Annotated in this window: 14 protein-coding genes and 1 pseudogene; 11 read left to right on the top strand and 4 right to left on the bottom strand. The window is 58.4% G+C overall.

The annotated features are described in order from the left end of the window. Window positions 1-92: 92 nt before the first annotated feature. Window positions 93-905 carry an exodeoxyribonuclease III gene (xthA, locus tag RGU44_RS05410; RefSeq protein ID WP_322179413.1) on the bottom strand — a complete coding sequence of 271 codons (813 nt, stop codon included), beginning with the start codon at window positions 903-905 and terminating at the stop codon, window positions 93-95. 199 nt (window positions 906-1,104) lie between these two features. On the opposite strand from xthA, the gene RGU44_RS05415 reads away from it, so the two are divergent. The 3 genes from RGU44_RS05415 (at window position 1,105) to RGU44_RS05425 (ending at window position 7,247) form a co-directional block, all read left to right on the top strand. After that, window positions 1,105-1,755, top strand: coding sequence for a GNAT family N-acetyltransferase (locus tag RGU44_RS05415; RefSeq protein WP_219060168.1), 651 nt, complete (start codon window positions 1,105-1,107; stop codon window positions 1,753-1,755). 66 nt (window positions 1,756-1,821) lie between these two features. After that, on the top strand, window positions 1,822-3,561 hold the full coding sequence (locus tag RGU44_RS05420) for an autotransporter assembly complex family protein (RefSeq protein ID WP_322216012.1): 1,740 nt from the start codon (window positions 1,822-1,824) through the stop codon (window positions 3,559-3,561). Between the two features lie 14 nt (window positions 3,562-3,575). Further along, window positions 3,576-7,247, top strand: coding sequence for a translocation/assembly module TamB domain-containing protein (locus tag RGU44_RS05425; protein ID WP_322216015.1), 3,672 nt, complete (start codon window positions 3,576-3,578; stop codon window positions 7,245-7,247). 59 nt (window positions 7,248-7,306) lie between these two features. Here RGU44_RS05425 and RGU44_RS05430 read toward each other — a convergent pair whose 3' ends face one another. After that, window positions 7,307-8,302, bottom strand: coding sequence for an aldo/keto reductase (locus RGU44_RS05430; protein WP_322179410.1), 996 nt, complete (start codon window positions 8,300-8,302; stop codon window positions 7,307-7,309). A 155-nt stretch (window positions 8,303-8,457) separates the two neighbouring features. Between RGU44_RS05430 and RGU44_RS05435 the strand changes: the two genes are divergently transcribed. The 8 genes and pseudogenes from RGU44_RS05435 to RGU44_RS05470 all read left to right on the top strand — a co-directional run bounded on the left by RGU44_RS05435 (window position 8,458) and on the right by RGU44_RS05470 (window position 22,200). Next, the gene (locus RGU44_RS05435) at window positions 8,458-9,381 is read left to right on the top strand and encodes a LysR family transcriptional regulator (RefSeq protein ID WP_322216018.1); all 924 of its coding nucleotides are present in this window, start codon (window positions 8,458-8,460) and stop codon (window positions 9,379-9,381) included. A gap of 65 nt (window positions 9,382-9,446) precedes the next feature. Then, window positions 9,447-9,947 (top strand): thiol peroxidase, encoded by a 501-nt coding sequence (gene tpx / locus RGU44_RS05440; protein ID WP_322216020.1) that lies wholly within the window; start codon window positions 9,447-9,449, stop codon window positions 9,945-9,947. A gap of 162 nt (window positions 9,948-10,109) precedes the next feature. Next, complete coding sequence (locus RGU44_RS05445; protein WP_322216023.1) at window positions 10,110-11,414, top strand: MdtA/MuxA family multidrug efflux RND transporter periplasmic adaptor subunit; 1,305 nt, start codon at window positions 10,110-10,112, stop codon at window positions 11,412-11,414. After that, window positions 11,411-14,521, top strand: coding sequence for an MdtB/MuxB family multidrug efflux RND transporter permease subunit (locus tag RGU44_RS05450; protein ID WP_322179406.1), 3,111 nt, complete (start codon window positions 11,411-11,413; stop codon window positions 14,519-14,521). The genes RGU44_RS05445 and RGU44_RS05450 overlap by 4 nt, the downstream gene beginning before the upstream one ends. Further along, window positions 14,518-17,624, top strand: a pseudogene (locus RGU44_RS05455) (efflux RND transporter permease subunit). The gene RGU44_RS05450 and the pseudogene RGU44_RS05455 overlap by 4 nt, the downstream one beginning before the upstream one ends. Further along, a complete protein-coding gene (locus tag RGU44_RS05460; RefSeq protein WP_322216025.1) occupies window positions 17,621-19,090 on the top strand; it encodes an efflux transporter outer membrane subunit in 1,470 nt (489 codons plus the stop codon). Before RGU44_RS05455 ends, RGU44_RS05460 begins: the two are co-directional and overlap by 4 nt. A gap of 180 nt (window positions 19,091-19,270) precedes the next feature. Next, the gene (locus tag RGU44_RS05465; RefSeq protein ID WP_322216028.1) at window positions 19,271-21,373 is read left to right on the top strand and encodes a putative bifunctional diguanylate cyclase/phosphodiesterase; all 2,103 of its coding nucleotides are present in this window, start codon (window positions 19,271-19,273) and stop codon (window positions 21,371-21,373) included. Between the two features lie 80 nt (window positions 21,374-21,453). Beyond that, window positions 21,454-22,200 carry an SDR family oxidoreductase gene (locus RGU44_RS05470; protein WP_322216030.1) on the top strand — a complete coding sequence of 249 codons (747 nt, stop codon included), beginning with the start codon at window positions 21,454-21,456 and terminating at the stop codon, window positions 22,198-22,200. 26 nt (window positions 22,201-22,226) lie between these two features. On the opposite strand, the gene mapR is transcribed toward RGU44_RS05470, so the two are convergent. Continuing rightward, window positions 22,227-23,636, bottom strand: a complete 1,410-nt coding sequence (gene mapR / locus RGU44_RS05475; protein WP_322179402.1) for a GntR family transcriptional regulator MpaR — start codon at window positions 23,634-23,636, stop codon at window positions 22,227-22,229. A 58-nt stretch (window positions 23,637-23,694) separates the two neighbouring features. Next, complete coding sequence (gene ccoG, locus RGU44_RS05480) at window positions 23,695-25,107, bottom strand: cytochrome c oxidase accessory protein CcoG (protein ID WP_322179401.1); 1,413 nt, start codon at window positions 25,105-25,107, stop codon at window positions 23,695-23,697. Window positions 25,108-25,260 lie beyond the last annotated feature (153 nt).

The raw sequence follows: 25,260 nt of genomic DNA on the forward strand, positions 1-25,260 counted from the left end.
ACCTTATAGAGACAGAAAGTGCCGGGAGATTAAGTCAGAATGATTGCTGAAATATGACAGTCATGCCTAAAAGGGCGTTTGCGGGGCCGGTTCTAGCTCAACTCCAGCCAGATCGGCGCATGGTCAGACGGTTTCTCCATGGCGCGCAGGTCGTAGTCCACGCCAGCGGCCTTGATGCGTGACTGCAATCCATGGGAGGCCATAATCACGTCGATCCGCAAACCGCGCTTGGGCTCATCTTCGAAGCCCCGGCTGCGGTAGTCGAACCAGCTGAAGCGGTCTATCACCTCGGGATGAAGATGACGGAAGCTGTCTATCAGGCCCCAGTTTTTCAGGCGCGCCATCCACTCGCGCTCTTCAGGCAAGAAACTGCATTTGCCAGTCCTGAGCCAGCGTTTGGCGTTATCCGGGCCGATGCCGATGTCGCAGTCTTCCGGGGAAATATTCACGTCGCCCATCACCACCAATGGCTGATCGTTTTTGAACTGGCTTTCCAGCAACAGCTGGAGGTCGTTGTAGAAACGCTCCTTGGCCGGGAATTTGGTCGGATGGTCGCGGCTTTCACCCTGCGGGAAGTAGCCGTTCATGATGGTCACAGGCTCGCCCTTTGTGTCGGCGAACGTGCCCCAGATAAAGCGCTTTTGGGATTCTTCGTCATCGGTGTCGAAACCCTTGTGCAGGGTGAGTGGCGCCTGGCGCGAGAGCAGAGCGACACCGTAGTGGCCTTTTTGCCCGTGGAAGTGCACGTGATACCCCAAGGCTTCGATTTCAGCTTGGGGGAATTGCTCGTCCGAGACTTTGGTTTCCTGCAGGCCGATCACGTCCGGCTGATGTTTCTCAATCAGCGCCGCCAACTGATGAGGTCTGGCGCGCAGGCCGTTAATGTTGAACGAGACGATTTTCATGGGCGGCAATCCTGGCAAACAAAAAAGCGATGCTAGCTGACCTGTCGACTCACGGCCAGCGTGGCGGATTGTCTGATCCAATGCTAGGGTCGGGTAGCAGAGTCGAAAATGTCGGAACTGTAATGCGTACCTGTTACTCGAAGCTTTCGCATCACAAACGCTGTCGTTCGAGCAGCGCTGTACCTATGAGGTCAACCGAATGCCTGAAACTTCAACAGCCGTGGCTGAAGTCCGCCAGCTGGACAGTGGTTACTCCCGCGAGGCGCGCTCGCTGCTGTATCACGCCTATCGCCACGAACCGAGCTTCGCTTACTTGTTTGAGTCGGACAGGCCGGGCTATGAGCATCGGGTCAGGGCCACCGTGCGTGAACTGGTCAAACAGCACTTCTTGCAGGACCTGCCAGCGCTGGGGTTGTTCGTCGAGGATCGGCTGGTGGGCATCGCTCTGATTGCCCCACCGCAACGCCGTCTCGATATTACCGAAAGCTGGGCATGGCGTTTGCGCATGGTCCTCAGTGCAGGGTTGCGCTGTACCCAGCGCTATCTGGAGTATCACCAGGCGGTGCTGGCCTGCCTGCCTTCTGACGCTGTGCACGTTTTGCCATTGCTGGGGGTCCACCCACAATTTCAGGGTCGTCACTTTGGTGAGCAGTTGCTCACGGCGCTGCATCAATGGTGCGCCGTCGATGAAACTTCACAGGGCGTGGTGCTCGACACGGGCAATCCGCGATATCTGGAGTTTTATAAGCGACAGGGCTATGAGGAAATCGGTGAGATTGCTGTAGGACCAATCCGGGAACATGTGTTTTTCCACCCCAATCCTCAGGTATTGCTCAAAGCCCAGGCATAAAGTCCCAGGCTTTCGCTGTCAGACGCGCTCCAGTACGACTCGCCGCGCGTGATAGCATCCGCCGCTATGAAGTTTTCCGGTAGATTCACCAGCGGTTTGGTTCTGCTGTTTATTGTCCAGTTCAGCACTTTTTCGGTGTTCGCGGCGGCGCAACTGGATATCAGGATCGAACCCTCCAACGACGCACTTAAAGCCAATATCGAAGGGTATGTGGGCAGCCTTGGCGAGCGCGATGAAGAGGCCCTGCAACGTTTCAGTCTGGGGGCTGAAGAGCAGGCGCAAAAAGCGGCGCAAGCCTTGGGCTATTACCAGGCGCAGATCGACAGCACAGTAAAAACCGGCAAGGACCTGCGACTGGTGATCAACGTGGTGCCTGGCGAGCCGGTGCATCTGCGTAGTGTCACCGTACGGATTGACGGCCCAGCCGCCTCGCTCAAGGCGTTTCGAGTGCCGAAAAGCGACAGGTTGAAAACGGGCGCTGTACTCAATCATGGCTACTACGAAGACGCCAAGCGCCTGATCCAGAATCAGGCATCGCGCTATGGCTTTTTTAGTGGGCACTTCAGCAGCCAGCGCCTGAGTATCGACCCAAAGGCTGGTGTTGCCGATATAGAACTGATTTATGAGAGTGGCCCGCGTTACGTGCTAGGTAAAGTCAGCTTCAGCGGCGATGCGCCATTTGATGACGACTTGATGCAACGCATGGTGCCATTCAAAGCCTACACCCCTTATGACTCGGAACTGATCGCTGAACTCAATCAGGCCTTGCAGTCGAGCGGCTATTTCGAGGGCGTGCGGGTGGACGCGGCGCCCACGGCAGCAGTGGATCAGGTGATTCCGGTGGCGGTCCAGCTACAAACCCGCAAGCCCCGCACGATGGGGCTCGGCCTTGGCTTTTCCACCGACGTCGGTGCGCGCGGCAAGGCTAACTGGACGCGCCATTGGGTCAATCCTCAGGGGCACAGCTATGGTGCCGAGATGGAGCTGTCCGCACCGCGCCAAAACGTGGGCCTGTGGTACGACATACCTCTGACCCCGCCACTGACCGACAAACTGCGGTTCGCTGGCGGTTACCAGTACGAAGAGATCGCGGGCACCGACACCGTGAGCAAGCTGTTGACCGTCGGCCCTGAGTGGCACAGTCGGCTGTCCAGCGGTTGGGATCGGGTGATTTCATTGAAGTGGCAGCGCGAGGAATATCGTCTGGGCGATGATTCCGGGCTAAGTACGTTGCTGATGCCGGGTATCAGCTATTCACTTTTGCGCAGTGACAACCGTATCGACCCGCATAACGGTTATCGCCTGCAGTTCGATGGGCAAGTCGCCAAGGAGGGGCTGGCGTCAGACACCAATGTGTTGCGCGGCACTGTACTGCTTAAAGGCTTGACGACCGTGTGGCAAAACCACCGTTTTCTTGGGCGCGTGCAGTTTGGTGGCAGCGCGACCAACGGCTATCAATCGATCCCTCCCTCCTTGCGTTTTTTTGCTGGCGGCGATCAAAGCGTGCGCGGCTATGACTACCAGACCCTATCACCGACGAACTCCGACGGTGATCGTATTGGCGGACGGTACATGGTCGCTGGCAGCGCCGAATATCAATATTCAATCGCTGAAAAGTGGCGTGTGGCGACGTTTGTCGATCAAGGCAACTCCTTCAATACATTGCAACTGCCACGCTTGAAAACCGGTGTCGGTATCGGCGTGCGCTGGGTCTCGCCGGTCGGGCCGTTGCGCCTGGATCTGGCTCATGCGCTGGATGGCGATGGTGGGTTTCGTGTGCACTTTTCCATGGGCCCTGAATTATGAGGAGTGCCTGAACGGTGCGTCGCGCAATAAAAATTACCGGCCTGAGCCTGATCGCGTTACCCGTGTTGCTGATCCTGAGTCTGTGCCTGATCCTGGGCACGCAAGCGGGCAGCCGTTGGGCGCTGGGGCTGGTGCCGGGGCTGAAAATCGAAAACTTCAGCGGTCATCTGGCCGGTCAATGGCGGGCCGATCATCTGCTGTGGGTACAGGGCGATAGCCGCGTCGAGGTCGATGCGCCAGTCTTTGTCTGGTCGCCTTTGTGTCTGGCGAAGATGACGCTATGTGTCGATCAATTGCAGGCCGAGCGCGTCGGTCTACAGTTCCCTTCCGGTGCCGACCAAAGCAGTGGCCCCATGAGTCTGCCGGATCTGAAGCTGCCGCTGGCGATCCGCTTGGGTGACGTGCGCATCGGCAGCCTGATGCTTAATGGCAGCGAACAATTACGCGCTCTGCAACTGGCAGCGGAGTGGACGGCCAACGGCCTGCAGATCAATGCTGCGCATCTGCAACGGGATGATCTGGTGCTTGATCTGTCCGGGTTATTGCAGCCAAACGGCGACTGGCCGCTGACAGCCCAAGGTCAGCTGAAGCTGCCGGCACCGGGTGATCAGCCTTGGACGCTGGCCTTGAACATTCAGGGCAATCTGCTCAAGACTTTGCAGCTCAAGGCGGATAGCAGTGGTTATCTGCAAGGTCAATTGAGCGGGCAACTGCAACCGCTGGTGGAGAATCTGCCCGCACAGGTGAAAGTCACGGCGGATGGCTTCAAGGCCAGCGCCGATCTGCCGGACACCCTGCAACTCAATCGGATTGAGCTGGCAGCTCAGGGCGATTTGAAGCACGGTTATCGGGTCTCTGGCAACGCCAGTCTGCCTGCCGAGCAAGGTCCGGTCGCGCTGGCGCTGCAAGGCAGGGTCGATGCTCAAGGTGCGGACATCGCGGCGCTTGATCTGACGGCCAGTGCAGAACAATCACTGAAGCTCAGCGGTCGGCTGGACTGGCGCCAGGGCTTCAGCGCCGACGCAAAAATCGATTGGCTGAACTTTCCGTGGCATCGGCTTTATCCGGCGATTGATGAACCGCAGGTGGCTTTGCGCACCTTCAGCGGCGAAGTCTCCTACACCGATGGCAAATACCTGGGCAATTTCAGCGGTGCTTTCGATGGACCCGCCGGGGCGTTCAGCCTGAGCAGTCCGTTCAGCGGTGATCTCAAGCAGATCTTTCTGCCTCAGTTAGAGCTGGCTGCGGGCAAGGGCAAGGCTGATGGGCACCTGAAACTGCAATTCGCCGATGGCATAGGCTGGGATACGGCGCTGGATCTGAGTGCGATCAACCCGGCGTATTGGCTGGGAGAATTGCCGGGTACCTTGGCTGGACCGTTGCGCAGCACCGGGGAATACAAAAACGAGCGACTGAGCCTGAACGTCGACCTCGACCTCAAAGGTCGGTTGCGGGGGCAGCCGGCCGTGCTGCAGGCCAAGGTCGATGGCGCCGGTGATAAGTGGACGCTCGGCTCGCTGGATGTTCGCCTGGGCGATAACCGCATTCAAGGCAAAGGCAGCTTGCAGCAACGTCTGCTTGGCCAAATGGACATCAATTTGCCGCGTCTGGGCCAGCTGTGGCCGCGTTTGCAGGGTCAAGTCAAAGGGCGCCTGGACCTGGCGGGCACACTGCAAGCGCCGCAAGGTCAACTGGCACTGCAAGGCGGGCAACTGGCGATGGCAGACAACCGCCTGCGAAGCCTGGCCCTGGCAGCAAAACTGGACACGGCTCAGCGTGCATCCATTGACCTCAAGGGTGGTGGTATTCAACTGGGCGACACGCAACTGGGCACGCTGAAGGTCAACGGTCAGGGGGATATCAAACATCAACAATTGGCGCTCGACCTGCAAGGCCCATTATTGAAGCTGGGGTTGGCACTCGACGGCGACCTGAGCAAAGGTGACTGGCGGGGCAGGCTGGTCAGTGGCGATGTGCAAACAGGGGGCCAGGATTGGCGCTTGCAGCAGCCGACCAGGCTCGAACGACTGGCTGATGGCAAAGTCAATTTTGCCGCTCACTGCTGGATTTCGGGGCAGGCAAGTTTGTGCGGTGAGGATCAGCGGCTGATGCCCGAGCCGCGCTTGCGTTATCACCTTAAGCAATTCCCCCTCGACAGCCTGGCTCAGTGGTTGCCCAAGGACTTTGCCTGGAAAGGCCTGCTCAACGGCAACGTGCAACTCGATCTCCCGACTTCCGGCCCTAATGGCCAGGTTTCGGTGGAGACCAGCGGTGGTACTTTGAGCATTCGCGAGAAGGACCAATGGCTGGATTTCCCTTATGAAAGCCTCAAGATCAGCAGCATCCTGAACCCGAAACGCATCGACTCCCAGCTGGACTTTCGCGGTGGAAAACTGGGCACGCTGTCAGTGACAGTGCAGATTGATCCGCTGGCGAAAAACAAACCGCTGTCCGGAGCGTTCAACCTCAGTGGGGTGGATATATCCATTGCCCGGCCTTTCGTGCCGATGGTCGAAAAACTCACCGGCAGGCTCAATGGCAGTGGGCGTTTGTCTGGGGGGCTGCTGGCACCGCAGGTTAATGGCAGCGTCACCCTCAGCGACGGCGAAGTGACTGGGCCGGAACTGCCCGTCAGCCTGCATGACCTGACGGTTCAGGCCCTGATCGCTGGCGAAAGCTTGCGCCTGGACGGCGGCTGGAACAGTGGCGAGTCTGGAAAAGGTACGTTGAATGGGCAGATATCCTGGGGCGAAGCGCTTGCGGTGGACCTCAATCTGAAAGGCGCGCACCTGCCGCTCACGGTGGAACCTTATGCCCTGCTGGAAGTGGCACCGAATCTAAACATCACCATGAAGGGCGGTAAGCTGGCGATTTCCGGCAAGGTGCTGATCCCCAAAGGCGCGATTACGATTCGTGAACTGCCGCCCTCGACAGTCAAACTGTCGGGTGACACCGTGATCGTCGGCCATCAGACCGAACAGGGCGCGCCGCCGTTGGTCATGGCCATGGATATCGACGTTGAAGTAGGTCAGGAAACACTCAGCTTCAGCGGTTTTGGGCTGACCGCGAATCTGGCCGGGCATGTGCATATCGGTGACAACCTCGACGCTCGGGGCGAGCTGACCCTCAACGATGGGCGTTATCGGGCTTATGGTCAGCGTTTGACCATTCGCCGAGCACGGCTTTTATTCGCTGGCCCCATCGACCAGCCGTACCTTGATATCGAAGCAATTCGCAAAACCGACGACGTGGTTGCCGGTATTCGCCTGACCGGCAGCGCCGAACAGCCGACCACTGTCGTGTTCTCAGAGCCGGCCATGAGCCAGGAGCAGGCGTTGTCCTATCTGATCATGGGGCGCCCGTTGAGCACCACCGGCGAAGACAGCAACATGATGGCCCAGGCAGCGTTGGCATTGGGCCTGGCCGGGAGCTCTTCAGTCACGGGTACGCTCGCCAAGGATCTTGGTATCAAGGATTTCGAGCTGGACACGTCAGGCAGCGGCAATACGACCAGTGTCGTCGCCAGTGGCAAGATTACTGACAAGTTGAGCCTGCGCTATGGCGTCGGCGTGTTCGAACCGGCCAACACCATCGCCTTGCGTTATATGTTGAGCAAAAAGCTCTATCTGGAAGCCGCCAGCGGAATCGCCAGCTCACTGGATCTGTTCTATAAACGGGACTTTTGAGCAGTGCACTCATGAATGTTGTGGGAGCGAATTCATGTGCTCCCACAATCGGGCCGCTGTTACTGGTTAACCAGTTTTAACGAGCTGTCGCTGTAACGCTTTCCGGCGATGGCCTCAATGGGAAACAGGTCTTTGAGGGTCTGCAGTTCGTTCGGGGTTAGTTTTATCGCTAATGCGGCGACGTTTTCTTCCAGGTATTTGCGTCGCTTGGTCCCCGGAATCGGCACGATGTCATTGCCTTGGGCAAGCACCCAAGCCAAGGCCAACTGGCCGGCACTGACGCCTTTTTCAGCGGCAAGTTTTTGTACCTTCTCCACGAGCAGCAGGTTTTTCGCGAAGTTTTCGCCCTGAAAACGCGGGCTCGATCGACGGTAATCGTCAGCTGCAAAGTCGTCAGGGCTTTTCAGCGTGCCGGTCAGGAATCCGCGCCCCAGAGGGCTGTAGGGTACAAAAGCAATACCCAGACGGCGACAGGTTTCGAGGCTGCCATTCTCTTCCGGCTCTCGGCTCCACAGCGAGTATTCGGTTTGCAGCGCGCTGATCGGATGCACTTTATGCGCCCGCTCCAGCGTACTGGCAGAAGCTTCGCTCAAACCGAGGTAACGAACCTTGCCGGCCTTGACCAGCTCGGCCATGGCGCCCACGGATTCTTCGACCGGGATTTGTGGGTCGATCCTGTGCTGGTAATACAGGTCCAGGGTTTCGATGCCCAAGCGTTTGAGCGTGCCGTCGATGGCGCTGCGAATATATTCCGGGCTGCCGTTTACCCCCCGGGCAGTGGGGTCGCTAGCATCGCGGACAAAGCCGAACTTGCTGGCGATAAAGACTTGATCACGCTTGCCGCGAATGGCCTGGCCGATCAGTTCTTCGTTGGTGTGCGGGCCATACATATCGGCAGTGTCCAACAGCGTGATACCCAGCTCCAGGGCGCGATGGAGGGTCGCTATGGCTTCTTTGGTGTCAGTGCCAGTGGTATAGAAGTCGGTCATGCCCATGCAGCCGAGACCGATGGCGGAAACCTGCGGGCCGTTTTTACCAAGTTGACGGGTTTGCATGGATAAACTCCTGCCGATTTAAAGGTGACTTCCATTGTTACGCTCGACAGAACAGAGATAAACCGGCTTAAAATGCTTTCACTGTTTAGAAAATCTAAACAGTGGCGCCTAAAATTGCCTCCCTGACCTCACTTCACCTACAAGGTCGTCGCCCCATGGATCGATTCAACGCCATGCGCGTGTTCACCCGTATCGTCGAACTGGGCGGGTTTGCCAAAGCCGCTGACAGCCTGCATATGCCGCGGGCTTCGGCGACAATTCTGATCAAACAACTTGAAGCGCATTTGGGGGTGCAGTTGCTGCAACGCACCACCCGCCACGTCAGTCCGACCCTGGACGGCCAGGCGTATTACCAGCGTTGTGTCAGTCTGCTGACCGATCTGGAAGACACCGAAGCGGCGTTTTCATCGGCGAGTAAGGCGCCACAAGGCGTATTGCGCATTGATATTCCGGTGGGTTTCGGTCGCTTGATCGTTATCCCCGCATTGCCGCAGTTCACCGACCGTTACCCGATGATCGAACTGGAAATCGGCATGAGTGATCGTCCTGTGCAGTTGATTCGTGAGGGCGTGGATTGCGTGGTGCGGGCAGGGCCGTCGCTGGATGAGTCGCTAGTGGCAAGGCCGCTGGCGAATATGACGCAAGTGACCTGCGCGAGTCGCGAGTACCTACAGCGTCATGGCGCGCCGTTGACACTGGAAGATTTGTCGCAGCACAAAGTGATCGAGTATTTCTCGGCCAGCTCCAACAAACGGTACGGCCTGGAGTTCTTGATTGACGGTCAGGTGCGTGATTTCAGTCTGACCAAGGCGATGTCAATAAACAGCGCAGACGGCTACCTGGCTGCATGCGAAGCCGGGTACGGATTGGTGCAGACGCCGTACTACCATATCGTCGAACAGCTGCGCAGTGGGTCGCTGGTAGAGGTGCTAAATACGTTTCGCCCGCCGCCGATGGCCTTGACGGCTTTGTACCCGCCGCATCGGCAGATGTCGCGGCGGGTGCGGGTGTTCGTCGACTGGTTGGTGGAATTGTGCGCCCGGAACAATCGGTTAGACAAAATCCAGTCAGGCCCATAGGTCCCTACGCACTTTCGTGTTTAACTTCCGGCTCTTCCAGAAACCCTTTAAAAAGGACTCAGCTCATGGCTCAAGTGACCCAGAAAGGCAACCCTATTCAAGTCAACGGCGAACTGCCAAAGGTTGGCAACTCCGCACCTGCGTTCACGCTGGTGGCTGGCGACTTGTCTGACGCTACCCTGGCCACCTTCGCTGGGAAACGTAAAGTGCTGAACATTTTTCCAAGCGTAGACACCCCGACCTGCGCGACCTCCGTACGCAAGTTCAATGCCCAGGCCAATGACCTGAGCAACACCGTAGTGCTGTGCATTTCCGCCGACTTGCCGTTCGCCCAAGCCCGATTCTGCGGTGCCGAAGGCCTGACAAACGTCAAGAACCTGTCCACCATGCGCGGCCGCGAGTTCCTGGAAAACTACGGCGTGGCAATTGCCGAAGGCCCGCTGGTAGGTCTGACCGCGCGTGCCGTGGTTGTACTCGACGAACACGATAAAGTACTGCACAGCGAGCTGGTCTCTGAAATCGGCCACGAACCGAATTACGACGCTGTTCTGGCTGTTCTGAAGTAACACGTTGTAAAACATTAACGGCCTGGCCTCGTCCAGGCCGTTTTTATTTGTGCTTCAGGGTCTTATCGAAAGTAAGCGCTAAGTAAATTGCCGGTAAAGGCGCTTTGCTTGGGCCCCAACTGTGCTTATTGTTCAGCCTCCCGTAGAAGCGCCACGCGCACAATGGTTGATTTATTCATGCAATCCTCTGGCCCCCGTAGTTCCCGTCGCTGGCTGATCAGCCTGGCAGTCCTGTTGATTATCATCGGCCTGTGCTGGTGGTGGTGGCCGTCTTCAGCCACACACAAAAGCGCGGCAGCCACCCATCCAAAGTCTACGAGCGGTACGCCTCGTCCGGGCTTTGGCGGCGCAACCGGGCCGGTACCTGTACGTGTGGCGCCTGCCACCGTGGGTGACTTCCCGATTTACTACAAAGCGCTGGGTACCGTGACGGCGATGAACACGATCAACGTTCGCAGCCAGGTAGCGGGGCAGTTGGTCAAACTTAACTTCCAGGAAGGGCAGATGGTCAAGGCGGGTGACCTGCTGGCCGAGATTGATCCACGCAGTTACCAGATTGCGCTGGAGCAGGCCGAAGGTACATTGCTGACCAATCAGGCGTTGCTCAAAAACGCGCAGATTGATCTGGAGCGCTATCGCGGCCTGTATGCCGAAGACAGCATTGCCAAGCAAACACTGGACACCGCTGCGTCACTGGTGGGTCAGTATCAGGGCACGATCAAGACCAATCAGGCTGCGGTGGGAAACGCTAAACTCAATCTGGAGTTCACCAAAATTCGTGCGCCTATCGCAGGGCGTACCGGGCTGCGCCAACTGGATGTAGGCAACTTGGTGGCGGCCAATGACACCACAGCGCTGGTGGTCATCACCCAGACCAAACCCATCACCGTCAATTTCACCCTGCCCGAGAAAGACTTATCAGTGGTCATTGCGCGTTTTCGCAGTGGCGACAAGCTGCTGGCGGAAGCCTGGGACCGGGGTGACGAAAAACTGCAAGCCACCGGCGTGCTGTACAGCCTGGACAACCAGATCGACATCACCACGGGCACATTGAAGTTCAAGGCCCGTTTCGATAACCAGGACGAACTGCTGTTTCCCAATCAGTTCGTCAACCTGCGCCTGCGTGCCGACACCCTTAAACACGCAGTGCTGGTGCCTTCTGCAGCGATCCAGTTCGGTACCAACGGGACATTCGCCTACGTGATGGATGGCGACAAGAAGGTCAAGATTCGCCAATTGCAGACCGGAGCGAGCGACGAAAAAGCCACCGTTATCACCAGCGGCCTGGCCGAAGGCGAGCGCGTCGTGCTCGAGGGTACCGATCGCTTGCGCGATGGCAGTGAGGTGGAAGTGGTCAACGATAGCAAGGACGTCCCCGCCGCGCCGGTGCAAAAGTTGCAGGGTCAACCTTCAAAGGGTACTGATGAATCGGCTGTAGCCAATAAGGCGGAAAAAAGCCGCGTATGAACATCTCCCGGCTGTTCATCCTGCGTCCGGTAGCGACCACCCTGAGCATGCTGGCCATCGTTCTGGCCGGCCTGATTGCTTATACCTTGCTGCCGGTCTCGGCCTTGCCTCAGGTGGATTACCCGACGATTCGCGTGCTGACGCTTTACCCCGGCGCCAGTCCGCAAGTGATGACCAGCGCAGTGACCGCGCCTTTGGAGAGGCAGTTCGGGCAGATGCCAGGGCTCACGCAAATGGCCTCGACCAGTTCCGGTGGTGCCTCGGTGATCACCCTGCGTTTCAGCCTCGACCTCAATATGGACGTCGCTGAGCAGGAAGTGCAGGCCGCGATCAACGGTGCGACCAATCTTTTACCCACGGATCTGCCAGCACCGCCGGTGTACAACAAGGTCAACCCGGCCGACACCCCGGTACTGACCCTGGCAATTACCTCCAAAACCATGCTGCTGCCCAAGCTTAACGACCTGGTCGATACGCGTATGGCGCAGAAAATCGCCCAGATTAGCGGTGTGGGCATGGTCAGTATTGCTGGCGGACAACGTCAGGCGGTACGGATCAAGGTCAACCCTGAAGCGCTGGCCGCCAATGGCCTGAACCTCGCGGATGTGCGCACGCTGATCGGTGCGTCCAACGTCAACCAGCCTAAGGGTAACTTCGATGGCCCGACGCGGGTATCGATGCTGGATGCCAACGACCAGTTGAAGTCGCCGGAGGAATACGCGGAACTCATTCTCGCCTACAAAAATGGCGCGCCTTTGCGTCTGAAGGACGTGGCTCAGGTCATCGACGGGGCGGAGAATGAACGGCTGGCAGCCTGGGCCAACGAGAACCAGGCTGTGCTGCTCAATATTCAGCGCCAGCCCGGTGCCAACGTCATCGAGGTGGTCGACCGGATCAAGGCGCTGCTGCCCAGTATCACTGATAACCTGCCCGCAGGGCTTGATGTCACTGTCCTGACTGACCGCACGCAAACCATTCGTGCTTCGGTCACTGACGTGCAGCACGAGTTGCTGATAGCCATCGCGCTGGTGGTCCTGGTTACGTTTCTGTTCTTGCGTCGGGTCAGTGCCACGATCATTCCGTCGATTGCCGTACCGCTGTCGCTGGTCGGCACGTTTGGTGTGATGTACCTGGCCGGGTTCTCGGTCAACAACCTGACGTTGATGGCGATGACCATCGCCGCTGGCTTTGTGGTGGATGACGCCATCGTGATGCTGGAGAACATCTCGCGACACCTGGAGGAGGGCGACACGCCACTGCAAGCCGCACTCAAAGGCGCGCGGCAGATCGGTTTTACCCTGATCTCACTGACGATTTCGCTGATCGCCGTGTTGATTCCATTGTTGTTCATGGCTGATGTAGTCGGTCGGCTGTTCCGTGAGTTTGCGATCACCCTGGCGGTGGCGATCCTGATTTCCCTCGTGGTGTCCCTGACTCTCACGCCGATGATGTGCGCCAGGTTGCTCAAGCGTGAGCCCAAGGCAGAGGAACAGGGCCGTTTTTATCGCGCCAGTGGGGCCTGGATCGATTGGATGATTGCGGCCTACGGACGTAAGTTGCGCTGGGTGCTCAAGCATCAACCGCTGACCTTGCTGGTGGCCATTGCCACCCTGGGCCTGACGGTGTTCCTGTACATGATCGTGCCTAAAGGCTTTTTCCCGGTGCAGGACACGGGGGTGATTCAGGGCATTTCCGAAGCGCCGCAATCGGTGTCCTTCGCCGCCATGAGCGAGCGGCAACAGTCGTTGGCGAAAATCATCCTGCAAGATCCGGCGGTGGCGAGCCTGTCTTCCTATATCGGCGTGGACGGTGATAACGCGACACTCAACAGCGGACGCTTGTTGATCAACCTCAAGCCTCACAGCGAACGCGACCTGAGCGCCACGCAAATCATTCAACGTTTGCAACCGCAACTCGACACGCTGTCGGGCATCCGTTTGTTCATGCAGCCGGTGCAGGACCTGACCGTCGAAGATCGGGTCAGCCGTACCCAGTATCAATTCAGTCTGTCGTCGCCGGACTCCGATCTGTTGGCCGAGTGGAGCGGCAAGCTGTCTCAGGCCTTGAGTAAACGAGCAGAATTGACCGATGTCGCCAGCGATTTGCAAGACAAGGGTTTGCAGGTCTATTTGTTGATCGACCGTGACGCTGCCAGCCGCCTCGGTGTCAGCGTGGCGAACATCACCGATGCGCTCTACGACGCCTTCGGTCAGCGCCAGATTTCCACCATTTACACCCAGGCCAGCCAATACCGTGTGGTGTTGCAGGCGGTTTCCGGCAGCGATCTCGGGCCGCAGGCTCTGGATCAGATTCACGTCAAGACCACTTCCGGTACTCAGGTCAAACTGTCGAGTCTGGCACGGGTCGAACAGCGCCAGGCGCAGTTGGCCATCGCCCACATCGGTCAATTCCCGTCGGTCATGATGTCGTTCAACCTGGCCCCGGGCGTGGCATTGGGCAGCGCGGTGGAAGTGATCAATCAGGTGCAGAAAGACATTGGCATGCCGATCGGCGTGCAGACTCAATTCCAGGGTGCAGCCCAGGCGTTCGAGGCGTCATTGTCGAGCACCTTGCTGCTGATTCTGGCCGCAGTGGTGACAATGTATATCGTGCTTGGCGTGCTGTACGAGAGCTACATTCATCCCATCACCATTCTCTCGACATTGCCGTCTGCTGCAGTCGGCGCGCTGCTGGCGCTGCTGATCAGTGGCAATGACCTGGGAATGATCGCGATCATCGGCATCATTTTGTTGATCGGTATCGTCAAGAAGAACGCGATCATGATGATCGACTTCGCGCTGGACGCGGAGCGCAATCGGGGCGTCGATCCGGAAACGGCGATTTACGAAGCGGCGCTGCTGCGCTTTCGGCCGATCCTGATGACCACCATGGCCGCACTGTTCGGTGCCGTGCCGTTAATGCTCGCCAGTGGTTCCGGCGCTGAATTGCGTCAGCCGCTGGGCTTGGTGATGGTCGGCGGTCTTATGCTCAGTCAGGTACTGACGCTGTTTACCACGCCGGTGATCTATCTGTATTTCGACCGTCTGGCTCGGCGATGGGGGCACACACCGAGTGCGCCCGCGAGCCTGGAGCAGGCCGACGTATGAACCTGTCAGGGCCCTTCATCCGTCGGCCGGTTGCAACCATGCTCCTGAGCCTGGCGATCATCTTGCTGGGCGGTGTCAGCTTCGGTCTGCTGCCGGTGTCGCCCCTGCCGAACATGGACTTCCCGGTGATTGTGGTCTCGGCCAGCTTGCCGGGCGCCAGCCCCGAGGTCATGGCCTCCACCGTGGCGACGCCACTGGAGCGCTCCCTGGGCACGATTGCCGGGATCAGCACCATGAGCAGCCGTTCGAGCCAGGGTTCGACCCGGGTGATTCTGCAGTTCGACCTGGATCGAGACATCAACGGTGCAGCGCGGGAAGTGCAGGCGGCGATCAATGCCTCGCGCAATCTGCTGCCCAGTGGTATGCGCAGCATGCCCACCTACAAAAAGGTCAACCCGTCCCAGGCACCGATCATGGTCCTGTCGCTGACGTCTGACGTGCTGGAGAAGGGCCAGCTGTACGACCTGGCGTCGACGATCCTCTCGCAAAGCCTGTCTCAGGTGAACGGCGTCGGCGAAGTGCAGATCGGCGGCAGCTCGCTGCCTGCCGTACGGGTCGAACTCGAGCCGCAACTACTCAATCAGTATGGTGTGTCGCTGGATGAAGTCCGCACTACGATTGCCAATGCCAACGTGCGCAAACCTAAAGGGTCGGTGGAGGACGCCGACCACAACTGGCAGGTGCAGGCGAACGACCAGCTGGAAAAAGCCAAGGATTACGAACCGCTGATCATCCGCTATCAGGACGGTGCGGCCCTGCGCCTGAGTCACGTGGCGAAAGTCAGTGACGCAGTGGAGGACCGCTATAACGCCGGTTTTTTCAACGACAAGCAGGCGGTGTTGTTGGTCATCAACCGTCAGGCCGGTGCCAACATCATCGAGACCGTGGCGCAGATCAAGGCGCAATTACCGGCCTTGCAGGCAGTGCTGCCAGCCAGCGTCAATCTGGACCTGGCCATGGACCGCTCACCAGTGATCAAGGCGACCTTGCACGAAGCAGAAATGACGCTGTTAATCGCCGTGACTCTGGTGATCCTGGTGGTGTTCTTTTTCCTTGGCAACTTCCGCGCTTCGTTGATCCCGACGCTGGCGGTCCCGGTGTCGCTGGTGGGTACGTTTGCCGTCATGTACCTGTCCGGTTTTCCCTGAACAACTTGTCGCTGATGGCGTTGATCCTCGCCACTGGCCTGGTGGTGGACGATGCTATCGTAGTGCTGGAGAACATATCCCGGCACATCGACAAAGGCGTGCCGCCGATGCAGGCCGCGTACCTGGGCGCCAAGGAAGTAGGCTTCACCTTGCTGTCGATGAACGTATCGCTGGTGGCGGTCTTCCTGTCGATCCTGTTTATGGGCGGTATTATTGCCAGCCTGTTCCGCGAGTTTTCCATCACGTTGGCGGTATCGATTGTCGTCTCGCTCGTGGTGTCCCTGACCCTGACCCCGATGTTGTGCGCCCGCTGGCTCAAACCCCATGATCCGGATCGGGAAAATTCGTTGCAACGCTGGAGTCGTCGACTCAACGAGCGGATGGTCGCGGGCTACGACCGCAGCCTTGGCTGGGCGTTGCGTCATCGAAGATTGACCCTGTTGAGCCTGCTGCTGACCATCGGCGTCAACATCGCGCTGTATGTGGTAGTGCCCAAGACGTTCATGCCGCAACAGGACACCGGTCAACTGATCGGCTTTATCCGGGGCGACAACGGCCTTTCGTTTTCAGTGATGCAGCCCAAGATGGAAATTTACCGCAAGGCTGTGCTGGCTGATCCCGCCGTCGACAGCGTAGCCGGCTTTATTGGCGGCAACGGTGGCTCCAACAATGCCACGATGATTGTGCGGCTCAAGCCCATCAAGGAACGCAATATTGCCGCCGATAAAGTCATTGAGCGTTTGCGTAAAAATATGCCGCAAGTTCCCGGTGGCCGTTTGTTTCTGATGGCCGATCAAGACCTGCAATTCGGCGGTGGACGCGAGCAGACCACCTCGCAATACCAATACATCCTGCAAAGCGGCGATTTGACCAGCCTGCGTCTCTGGTACCCGAAAGTGCTGGCGGCGCTCAAGTCATTGCCGGAACTGACCGCTATCGATGGGCGTGAAGGTCGTGGCGCGCAACAAGTTACCCTGCAAGTGGACCGTGATACCGCCAAACGACTGGGCGTTGACATGAACATGGTCACGGCAGTGCTGAACAACGCTTACAGTCAGCGGCAGGTTTCCACCATCTATGACAGCCTCAACCAGTATCAGGTGGTGATGGAGGTCAACCCGAAATACGCTCAGGACCCGGTCACACTTGAGCAGGTTCAGGTGATCACGGCCGCAGGCGAGCGCATTCCGTTGTCGAGTTTCACCCATTACGAACGCAGCCTGGAAAATGACCGGGTGACCCATGACGGTCAGTTCGCTTCCGAAGATATTTCCTTCGACCTGGCGGAGGGCGTGACGCTTGAACAAGCCTCTACTGCCATTGAGCACGCCGTGGCCAAAGTGGGTTTGCCCACCGATGTCATCGCCAAAATGGCGGGGACAGCCGACACGTTCGCCGCCGCCCAGAAAAGCCAGCCGTGGATGATTCTGGGAGCGCTGGTGGTGGTGTATCTGGTGCTTGGGATCCTCTATGAAAGCTACATTCACCCGCTGACCATTCTCTCGACCTTGCCATCGGCGGGGGTCGGCGCGTTGCTGTCGATCTATCTGCTGGGTGGCCAGTTCAGCCTGATCTCGTTGCTCGGGCTGTTTCTGTTGATCGGGGTGGTGAAGAAAAACGCCATTCTGATGATCGACCTCGCGCTGCAATTGGAACGTGAGTCCGGGATGACGCCACTGGAGTCAATCCGCAGCGCGTGCCTGCAACGTCTACGACCGATATTGATGACGACGCTGGCCGCTATTCTTGGCGCCTTGCCCTTGCTGCTGAGCAGTGCCGAAGGGGCGGAGATGCGTCACCCGCTGGGGTTGACGATTATCGGCGGCCTGATTTTTAGCCAGATCCTGACCCTGTACACCACCCCCGTTGTTTACCTCTATCTCGACCGTTTGCGCCGTCGCGTCAACCAATGGCGTGGCGTGCGCACCGATGCTGCTTTGGAAACTCCGCTATGACCGACCGCCTGCAAATCAAACCCGTTTTACAGCGGCCTGTGCGTTGGCTCGGTCTGGGGCTTTGTGCCGTGTTCCTGAGTGCCTGCGCGGTCGGTCCTGACTATAAAAAGCCGGAAATGACCACGCCCGCGCAGTTCAAACAAGCCGAAGGCTGGCGTCAGGCTGCGCCCAGCGATGCGCTGGCCCGGGGCGCTTGGTGGGAGTTGTATGGCGATGCACAACTCAACGGACTGGTGGAAAAACTCAACAGCTCAAACCAGACCGTCGCTCAGTTTGAAGCGCAGTACCGGCAGGCCAAGGCCTTGGTGCGCAGTGCTCGCGGTGCGTTCTTTCCGACGCTTGATCTCAGTGCGAGTAAGAATCGCTCCAGTCAGGGGGCCGGAAGCAGCAGTTCGAGCCTGACCAGTTCCAGCAGTGGTATCCGCGACACTTACAGCACTCAGCTGGGTGTCAGTTGGGAGGCCGATGTCTGGGGCAAGCTGCGTCGTGGTCTGGAGGCCGACAAGGCCAGCGCTCAGGCCAGCCTTGCCGATCTGGCGTCGATGCAGCTGAGTTTGCAGTCGGAATTGGTGCAGAACTACCTGCAACTGCGGGTGATCGACGAACAAAAACGCCTTCTCGAATCGACGGTCGACGCTTACCAGCGCTCGCTGACCATGACGCAGAACCAGTACCGTGCCGGTATCTCCGGCAAAGATGCGGTGGCGCAGGCGCAGACCCAGCTAAAAACCACCCAGGCTGATTTGATCGATTTGATCTGGCAGCGTGCTCAGTTCGAGAACGCAATCGCCGTGCTGATGGGCCAAGCCCCGGCGGACTTCAATCTGGCGGCCACGACCGTCATTCCTGCGTTGCCGCAGATCCCGCTGGAGTTGCCTTCGCAGTTGCTCGAACGTCGCCCGGACATCGCTGCGGCCGAACGCTCAGTAATGGCGGCCAACGCCAATATCGGTGTCGCCAAAGCCGCGTACTACCCCGACCTCACGTTGAGTATGAAGGGCGGTTATAGCAGCTCCACGTTCACTAACTGGATCAGCTTGCCGAACCGTTTCTGGTCTGTCGGACCGCAGCTGGCGATGACCCTGTTCGATGGCGGCCAGCGCTCGGCGGAAGTCGATCGCACTGAAGCGGTTTACGACCAGACCGTAGCCCAATACCGTCAAACCGTGTTGAACGGTTTTCAGGAAGTGGAAAATTATCTGGTGCAGCTCAAGGTCTACGAAGATGAGGCTGGCGTGCGCACCGAGGCCTTGATGTCGGCGCGTGAGTCCTTGCGCTTGACCAACAACCAATATAAAGCCGGCCTTATTGCTTATCTGGATGTGGTCAACGTGCAAACCACTGCCCTAAGTAACGAACGAAGCGTGCTGACCCTGCTGCAAAGTCGGCTGATCGCCAGTGTGCAAATGATCGCGGCGTTGGGCGGTGGCTGGAATGCCGAGAGCGGATTGAATATTCAAGAGTGATCGACACAATGCACCAGAGCTGGCGCTATTGCAGGCAGCTCGCTCCTACACTGGATCCAGGCTGTAACGGGCACGAAAAAAACAATTAAACAAACTGCGATTTTTTGTACAAGTTGAGTACAATTCTCGGCCTTTCAGCAGCATGAATGCTCATCATCTGCCACGGTCACGAGAACGCTCATGCTTATTGGCAGTTACACACCCTCGCTGGTTCTGATCTCGATTTTCGTCGCAATCCTGGCGTCTTATACGGCGCTGGACCTTGCAGGGCGTATTGTCACGGCCAAGGGCCGCGCGGTTTATCTATGGATGGGTGGCGGGGCGTTGGCGATGGGCATTGGCGTCTGGTCCATGCATTTCATCGGGATGCTTGCGTTCCATCTGCCAGTCGAACTCGGCTACGACTTGCCGATTACCTTGCTGTCGCTGGCACTCGCTATTTTGTCCTGCGGTTTTGCCCTGTGGCTGGTCAGCCAACCGCAACTGCCAGCCCTGCAACTGAGCTTTGGCGCGCTGGTCATGGGCGCCGGAATCAGCGCCATGCACTATTGCGGCATGGCGGCGTTGCGGATGCAGCCGGGCATTGAATACGCCCCCTCGTTGTTTGTGGGTTCCCTGGTGATCGCGGTCAGTGCTTCAGCGGCAGCATTATGGATTACCTTTCGGCTGCGTCGGCAAACGCCCTATGTGCGCTTGGCTAGAGGCGGGGCCGCAGTATTCATGGGCATGGCCATTGTCGGCATGCATTACACCGGTATGGCGGCGGCAGGTTTTGCCGATGGCAGTTTCTGTGGTGCGGTCGGCAGTGGGTTGCGGGTTGATGGCCTGGACACGCTCGTGCTGGTCACCAGCCTTGCGGTTCTGACGATTGCCTTGCTGACGTCGATCCTTGATGCTCGCATGGAGGATCGCACTGCCGAGCTGTCCAACTCGCTGAGCGTGGCCAATCGAGAATTGACCCAACTGGCTCTGCACGACACGCTGACCGGCCTGCCCAATCGGGTGTTGCTGGCGGACCGTATCGAACACGCCATGGGCAAGGTCGACGAGCATGGCGGCTGTTTTGCACTGATGTTCATGGACCTGGATGGATTCAAACCCGTCAACGATGCGTTTGGTCACCATATGGGCGACTTGTTGTTGCGCCAGGTCGCGCTGCGGCTGCGGGAAGACCTGCACGGCAAAAATACCCTGGCACGTATCGGTGGTGATGAGTTTGTCCTGCTGGTCGAACTGAGCGAGACAGAAGACGCGTCGAGCGTCGCAGCTCGTCAGGTGGCTTTGATCGCCCAGCCCTTTATGGTCACCGATCATAGTTTGCAAGTCTCCGCCAGCATTGGCATAGCCCTGTACCCCGGCAATGGCCAGACCCAGCATGAGCTGCTGATGAACGCCGACGCCGCGATGTACCACGCCAAAGGTGCGGGGAAAAACGGCTACTGTTTTTTCGATGCGTCGATGAACACCAATGCGCGCAACCAGTTGCAACTGTTGCAGGACTTGCGTCGGGCGCTCAAACAAGAGCAGTTTTGCTTGCATTACCAACCAAAATTCGATGCCGGTAGTGGCCTGCCATTAGGCGCGGAGGCCTTGCTGCGCTGGCACCATCCACAGCTGGGTTTGCTGCTGCCGGACACGTTCATTGGGCTTGCGGAAAAGACCGGGTTGATTATTCCGATTGGTGAATGGGTGCTCAACGAAGCCTGCCGGCAAATGCGCGTCTGGCATGAGCAGGGCTACAGCCACTGGCGGATTGCGGTGAACCTCTCGGCGTTGCAGTTCTGCCACAACGATTTGGTCACCAGCGTCGCCAGGGCCTTGGCGCTGCACCGTCTGCCAGCGAACAGCCTGACCCTGGAAATTACCGAAACCACCGCCATGAGTGACGCTGACGTCAGCATGACCGTGTTGCAGCAACTGTCAGATATGGGCGTGGACCTGTCCATCGACGACTTCGGTACCGGCTATTCCAGCCTGATGTACCTCAAACGCCTGCCCGCTAACGAGCTGAAGATCGACCGGGGCTTTGTTCGCGACCTGGAGCACGACAGCGACGACGCGGCGATCGTCTCGGCAATCGTCGCCCTGGGCCAGGCGCTTGGATTACGCATCGTCGCCGAGGGCGTTGAAACCGATAAGCAGCAAAATTTCCTGACCGAACTCGGCTGCAACTCCCTGCAGGGTTTTCTTTTAGGTCATCCGTTGCCGGCGGAACGCTTTATGGCGGATATCAGTCGTGCGAAGCGGAAAGAGGAGGTTAAGCGCGTGCTTGATGAAGCGTGATCTGTGTCGGATCATGGCTTTCTCTCGCCCCAAGCCTGCGCTAGGCTGACCACCATTAGCGATTGATCGGAAGCTCACCCATGGAAAAAGTTCTTCTCATCACCGGCAGCTCTCGTGGCATCGGGGCTGCAACTGCTTTGCTTGCCGCAGAGCAGGGGTATCGTATTTGCATCAATTATCTGTCCGACCATCAAGCGGCCGAGCGGGTGTGCGCACACATTCGCAAACTCGGGGCGCAGGTGATGGCAGTGCAGGCAGATGTCAGCGATGAAGATGAAATTATCGGATTGTTCGCCCGGATCGACGCGGAGTTGGGGCCTGTGACGGCGCTGGTCAACAATGCGGGCACCGTCGCGGAGGTCTCCCGGGTCGAAGAGATGTCCGAGTTCCGCATGCTCCGAATGATGAAAACCAACGTGGTCGGACCGATGCTGTGCGCCAAGCACGCCTTGCTGCGTATGTCGCCACGTCATGGTGGCAAAGGTGGCAGCATCGTCAACGTTTCTTCGGTCGCGGCCCGGCTTGGGGCTTCCGGGGAATACGTCGACTATGCCGCCTCCAAAGGCGCGCTGGATACGTTTACCCTAGGCCTGGCGCGGGAAGTGGCGGGTGAAGGGATTCGGGTCAACGCGGTGCGACCGGGCTATATCTTTACCGATTTCCATGCCTTGAGCGGCGATCCACATAGGGTCAGCAAACTCGAACCCGGCATTCCCATGGGGCGCGGTGGCTGTGCGGAGGAAGTGGCCGAGGCGATCATCTGGCTGCTATCGGCAAAAGCCAGTTACGCCACCGGGACGTTTATTGATCTGGGGGGCGGTCGATAGCGTCGCGTGGTGCTTGGCGGGCGTTGTCAGAACGAGCGAATAATCCGGCCCAGGGTCTCCATGGCCTGTTCCGACGCATCATCCCACGGGCTACCGTAGTTGAGGCGGATGCAGTTACGAAAGCGCTGGGTCGGGGAAAATATCGGCCCGGGCGCGATGCTGATGCCTTGGGCCAGGGCCATCTGGAACAGCTTCAGGGAGTCCATGTGTTCGGGTAGCTCCAGCCACAGGAAATACCCGCCTGCGGGCTGGCTGACCCGCGTCTGCGCGGGGAAGTGGCGGGCGATGGCACTGAGCATGGCGCTTTGTTGTTCTTCCAGGGCGTAGCGCAGTTTGCGCAGATGCCGGTCATAGCCACCATGCTGCAGATAATCGGCGATAGCCGCCTGAGCGGGCATCGACGCGCACAGCGATGTCATCAGTTTCAGTCGCTCGATTTTCTGCGCATAACGTCCCGCGGCAACCCACCCGATTCGGTAACCCGGCGCCAGGCTTTTAGCAAACGAGCCGCAATGCATTACCAGCCCTTCAGTGTCGAAGGCTTTCGCCGGCTTCGGCGCTTGCGGGCTGTAATACAGTTCGGCGTAGACGTCATCTTCAATCAACGGAACCTGGTGCTGGCGCAGCAATTCCACTAACTCGCGTTTCTTGGCTTCGGGCATGGAGGCGCCCATCGGGTTCTGAAAGTTGGTCATGCACCAGCACGCTTTGATCGGGTGGCGCTCGAGGGTTTGTGCGAGCACGCCCAGATCGATGCCATCGCGTGGGTGCACCGGAATTTCCACGGCTTTGAGCTTCAGGCGTTCCAGCACTTGCAGGCAGGCATAGAACGCCGGGGCTTCTATCGCGACCAGATCCCCCGGCTCAGTGACCGCTTGCAGGCACAGATTCAGGGCTTCCAGCGCGCCGTTGGTGATCAGCAGTTCCTCTATGGGCAGCATCAGGCCGCCGACCATGTACCGTAACGCTATCTGCCTGCGCAGTTGCGGGTTGCCCGGTGACATGTCGGTGACCACCATGCGCGGGTCCATCTGCCGGCTCGCGCTGGCCAGCGAGCGTGCCAGCCGTTGCAGTGGAAACAGCGTAGGGCTTGGGAATGCTGAGCCAAACGGCACGGTCTGCGGATCTTTGATCGAGTCGAGTACCGAGAACACCAACTCGCTGACATCCACCTCAGTGGACTCACTGGCCTGTGTGCTGATCACCGGCTCGGAAAACTGCCGTAGCGCATTATTGTTGACGAAGTAACCGGAGCGCGGCCGCGCCCGGATCAGTCCGCGTCGCTCCAGCAGGTAATAGGCCTGGAACACCGTCGAGGGGCTGACCCCATACGTCTGGCTGGCATAACGTACCGAGGGCACGCGCTGGCCGGGGCCGAGCACCCCGGAGCGAATCAGTTCAGCGATATCGTCTGCAAACTTTTCATAACGTTTCATCGGTTCTCGCTGACTGGCGGTCTGACGGGGAAGTGAGGCAGGCACCACTTTAAAGGGATCAGCGATTGAGCGGGGCGACAAACCGGCTTTTTGCCAGGCTGCGTACGTTCGCATCATCGCTGTCCACCACTTCAAAACTGATGCTTTGCGAACTGCTGCTTGGGTGTTCGGCGATCATTGTCACGGACACTGGAAAATCGAAGATTTCCCCCGCAGCGAGGCTGACCTCGGTTTTACCCTGCAGCTGGAAGTCGTCCCCATCGACAAGCGCCAGATGATACTGCTGACGCTGCTGGGTTTTGTTGATGATTTTCAGGCTGTAGATGTTTTCGATCTGGCCTTGGCTGTTTTCCCGGAACAGGCCCCGGTCCTTGCTGACATCCAGCGACACCATCGGCCGCTCGACCAGCGCCAGCACCAGCGCGCCGATCATCACCAGCAATACGGCGCAGTAGCCGATCAAGCGTGGCCGCAGCAGACGGGTTTGACCGCCTTGCAATACGGCTTCCGAGGTGTAACTCACCAGACCACGGGCATAGCCCATTTTGTCCATGATCGAGTCACACGCATCGATACACGCGGCGCAGCCAATGCATTCCATCTGCAAGCCGTCACGGATGTCGATACCGGTCGGGCACACCTGCACACACATCTGGCAATCGATACAGTCACCCAGACCCACTGACGCTGGATCGACCTCACGTTTACGCGGGCCACGGTTTTCACCGCGAGCGGCGTCGTAGGAAACGGTGAGGGTGTCTTTGTCGAACATCACGCTTTGAAAGCGCGCATAGGGGCACATGTGCATGCAGACTGCTTCACGCAGCCAGCCAGCATTGATATAGGTCGCACCCGCGAAAAACAGGACCCAGAACAGACTGACGCCACTCAACTGCAAGGTCAGCAGCTCATTGGCCAGCGGTCGAATCGGGGTGAAATAGCCGACGAAGGTCAGACCGGTCAATACGCTGATCGCCAGCCACAGACTGTGCTTGGCCGAGCGCCGCAGCAGTTTTTTCATGCCCCAGGGCGCGGCCTGAAGTTTGATCCGCTGATTACGCTCACCCTCGGTGAGCTTCTCGCACCACATGAAAATCCAGGTCCAGGAACTCTGCGGGCAGGTGTATCCGCACCAGACTCTTCCTGCGAACACCGTGATGGCGAACAAGCCAAAGGCACAAATGATCAGCAATGCCGACAGCAGAATGAAGTCTTGCGGCCAGAACGTCGCGCCGAAGATATGAAATTTACTGTCGGCCAAATCCCAAAGGACAGCCTGGCGTCCGCCCCAATCGAGCCAGACGGTGCCGAAGAACAGCAGGAATAGAAACCCCGCGCCACTGACACGTAAATTACGGAACAGCCCGGTAAAACTGCGGGTATGAATCAAATGATCACTGGACTTGACCTTCACGTTTGCTCTGGAAGGTTCGACGCGTTCAATGATCTGGACAGGAATTCTTTCGCTCATGGTCGGATGCTCATCAGCCCGTATCAGGCGGCTGAACTATGGCCGAGCATCTGGTTGCATAACAGACTCAGGTATTTGAATAAAAAGCGGATCAGATTGGAGGCTTGCCCAGGCTTTGGCACGGGCAATGCAGTGTCGTATTTCGTGGAGTCA

Source organism: Pseudomonas sp. 5C2 (genome assembly GCF_034314155.1).
Taxonomy (GTDB): domain Bacteria; phylum Pseudomonadota; class Gammaproteobacteria; order Pseudomonadales; family Pseudomonadaceae; genus Aquipseudomonas.

Bases quoted from the DNA above. Each gene is read 5' to 3' on its own strand.
- ccoG (WP_322179401.1), bottom strand. From the start codon at position 25,107: ATGAGCGAAAGAATTCCTGTCCAGATCATTGAACGCGTCGAACCTTCC.
- RGU44_RS05465 (WP_322216028.1), top strand. From the start codon at position 19,271: ATGCTTATTGGCAGTTACACACCCTCGCTGGTTCTGATCTCGATTTTC.
- RGU44_RS05460 (WP_322216025.1), top strand. From the start codon at position 17,621: ATGACCGACCGCCTGCAAATCAAACCCGTTTTACAGCGGCCTGTGCGT.
- tpx (WP_322216020.1), top strand. From the start codon at position 9,447: ATGGCTCAAGTGACCCAGAAAGGCAACCCTATTCAAGTCAACGGCGAA.
- mapR (WP_322179402.1), bottom strand. From the start codon at position 23,636: ATGAAACGTTATGAAAAGTTTGCAGACGATATCGCTGAACTGATTCGC.
- RGU44_RS05415 (WP_219060168.1), top strand. From the start codon at position 1,105: ATGCCTGAAACTTCAACAGCCGTGGCTGAAGTCCGCCAGCTGGACAGT.
- RGU44_RS05420 (WP_322216012.1), top strand. From the start codon at position 1,822: ATGAAGTTTTCCGGTAGATTCACCAGCGGTTTGGTTCTGCTGTTTATT.
- RGU44_RS05445 (WP_322216023.1), top strand. From the start codon at position 10,110: ATGGTTGATTTATTCATGCAATCCTCTGGCCCCCGTAGTTCCCGTCGC.
- RGU44_RS05430 (WP_322179410.1), bottom strand. From the start codon at position 8,302: ATGCAAACCCGTCAACTTGGTAAAAACGGCCCGCAGGTTTCCGCCATC.
- RGU44_RS05470 (WP_322216030.1), top strand. From the start codon at position 21,454: ATGGAAAAAGTTCTTCTCATCACCGGCAGCTCTCGTGGCATCGGGGCT.
- xthA (WP_322179413.1), bottom strand. From the start codon at position 905: ATGAAAATCGTCTCGTTCAACATTAACGGCCTGCGCGCCAGACCTCAT.
- RGU44_RS05435 (WP_322216018.1), top strand. From the start codon at position 8,458: ATGGATCGATTCAACGCCATGCGCGTGTTCACCCGTATCGTCGAACTG.
- RGU44_RS05450 (WP_322179406.1), top strand. From the start codon at position 11,411: ATGAACATCTCCCGGCTGTTCATCCTGCGTCCGGTAGCGACCACCCTG.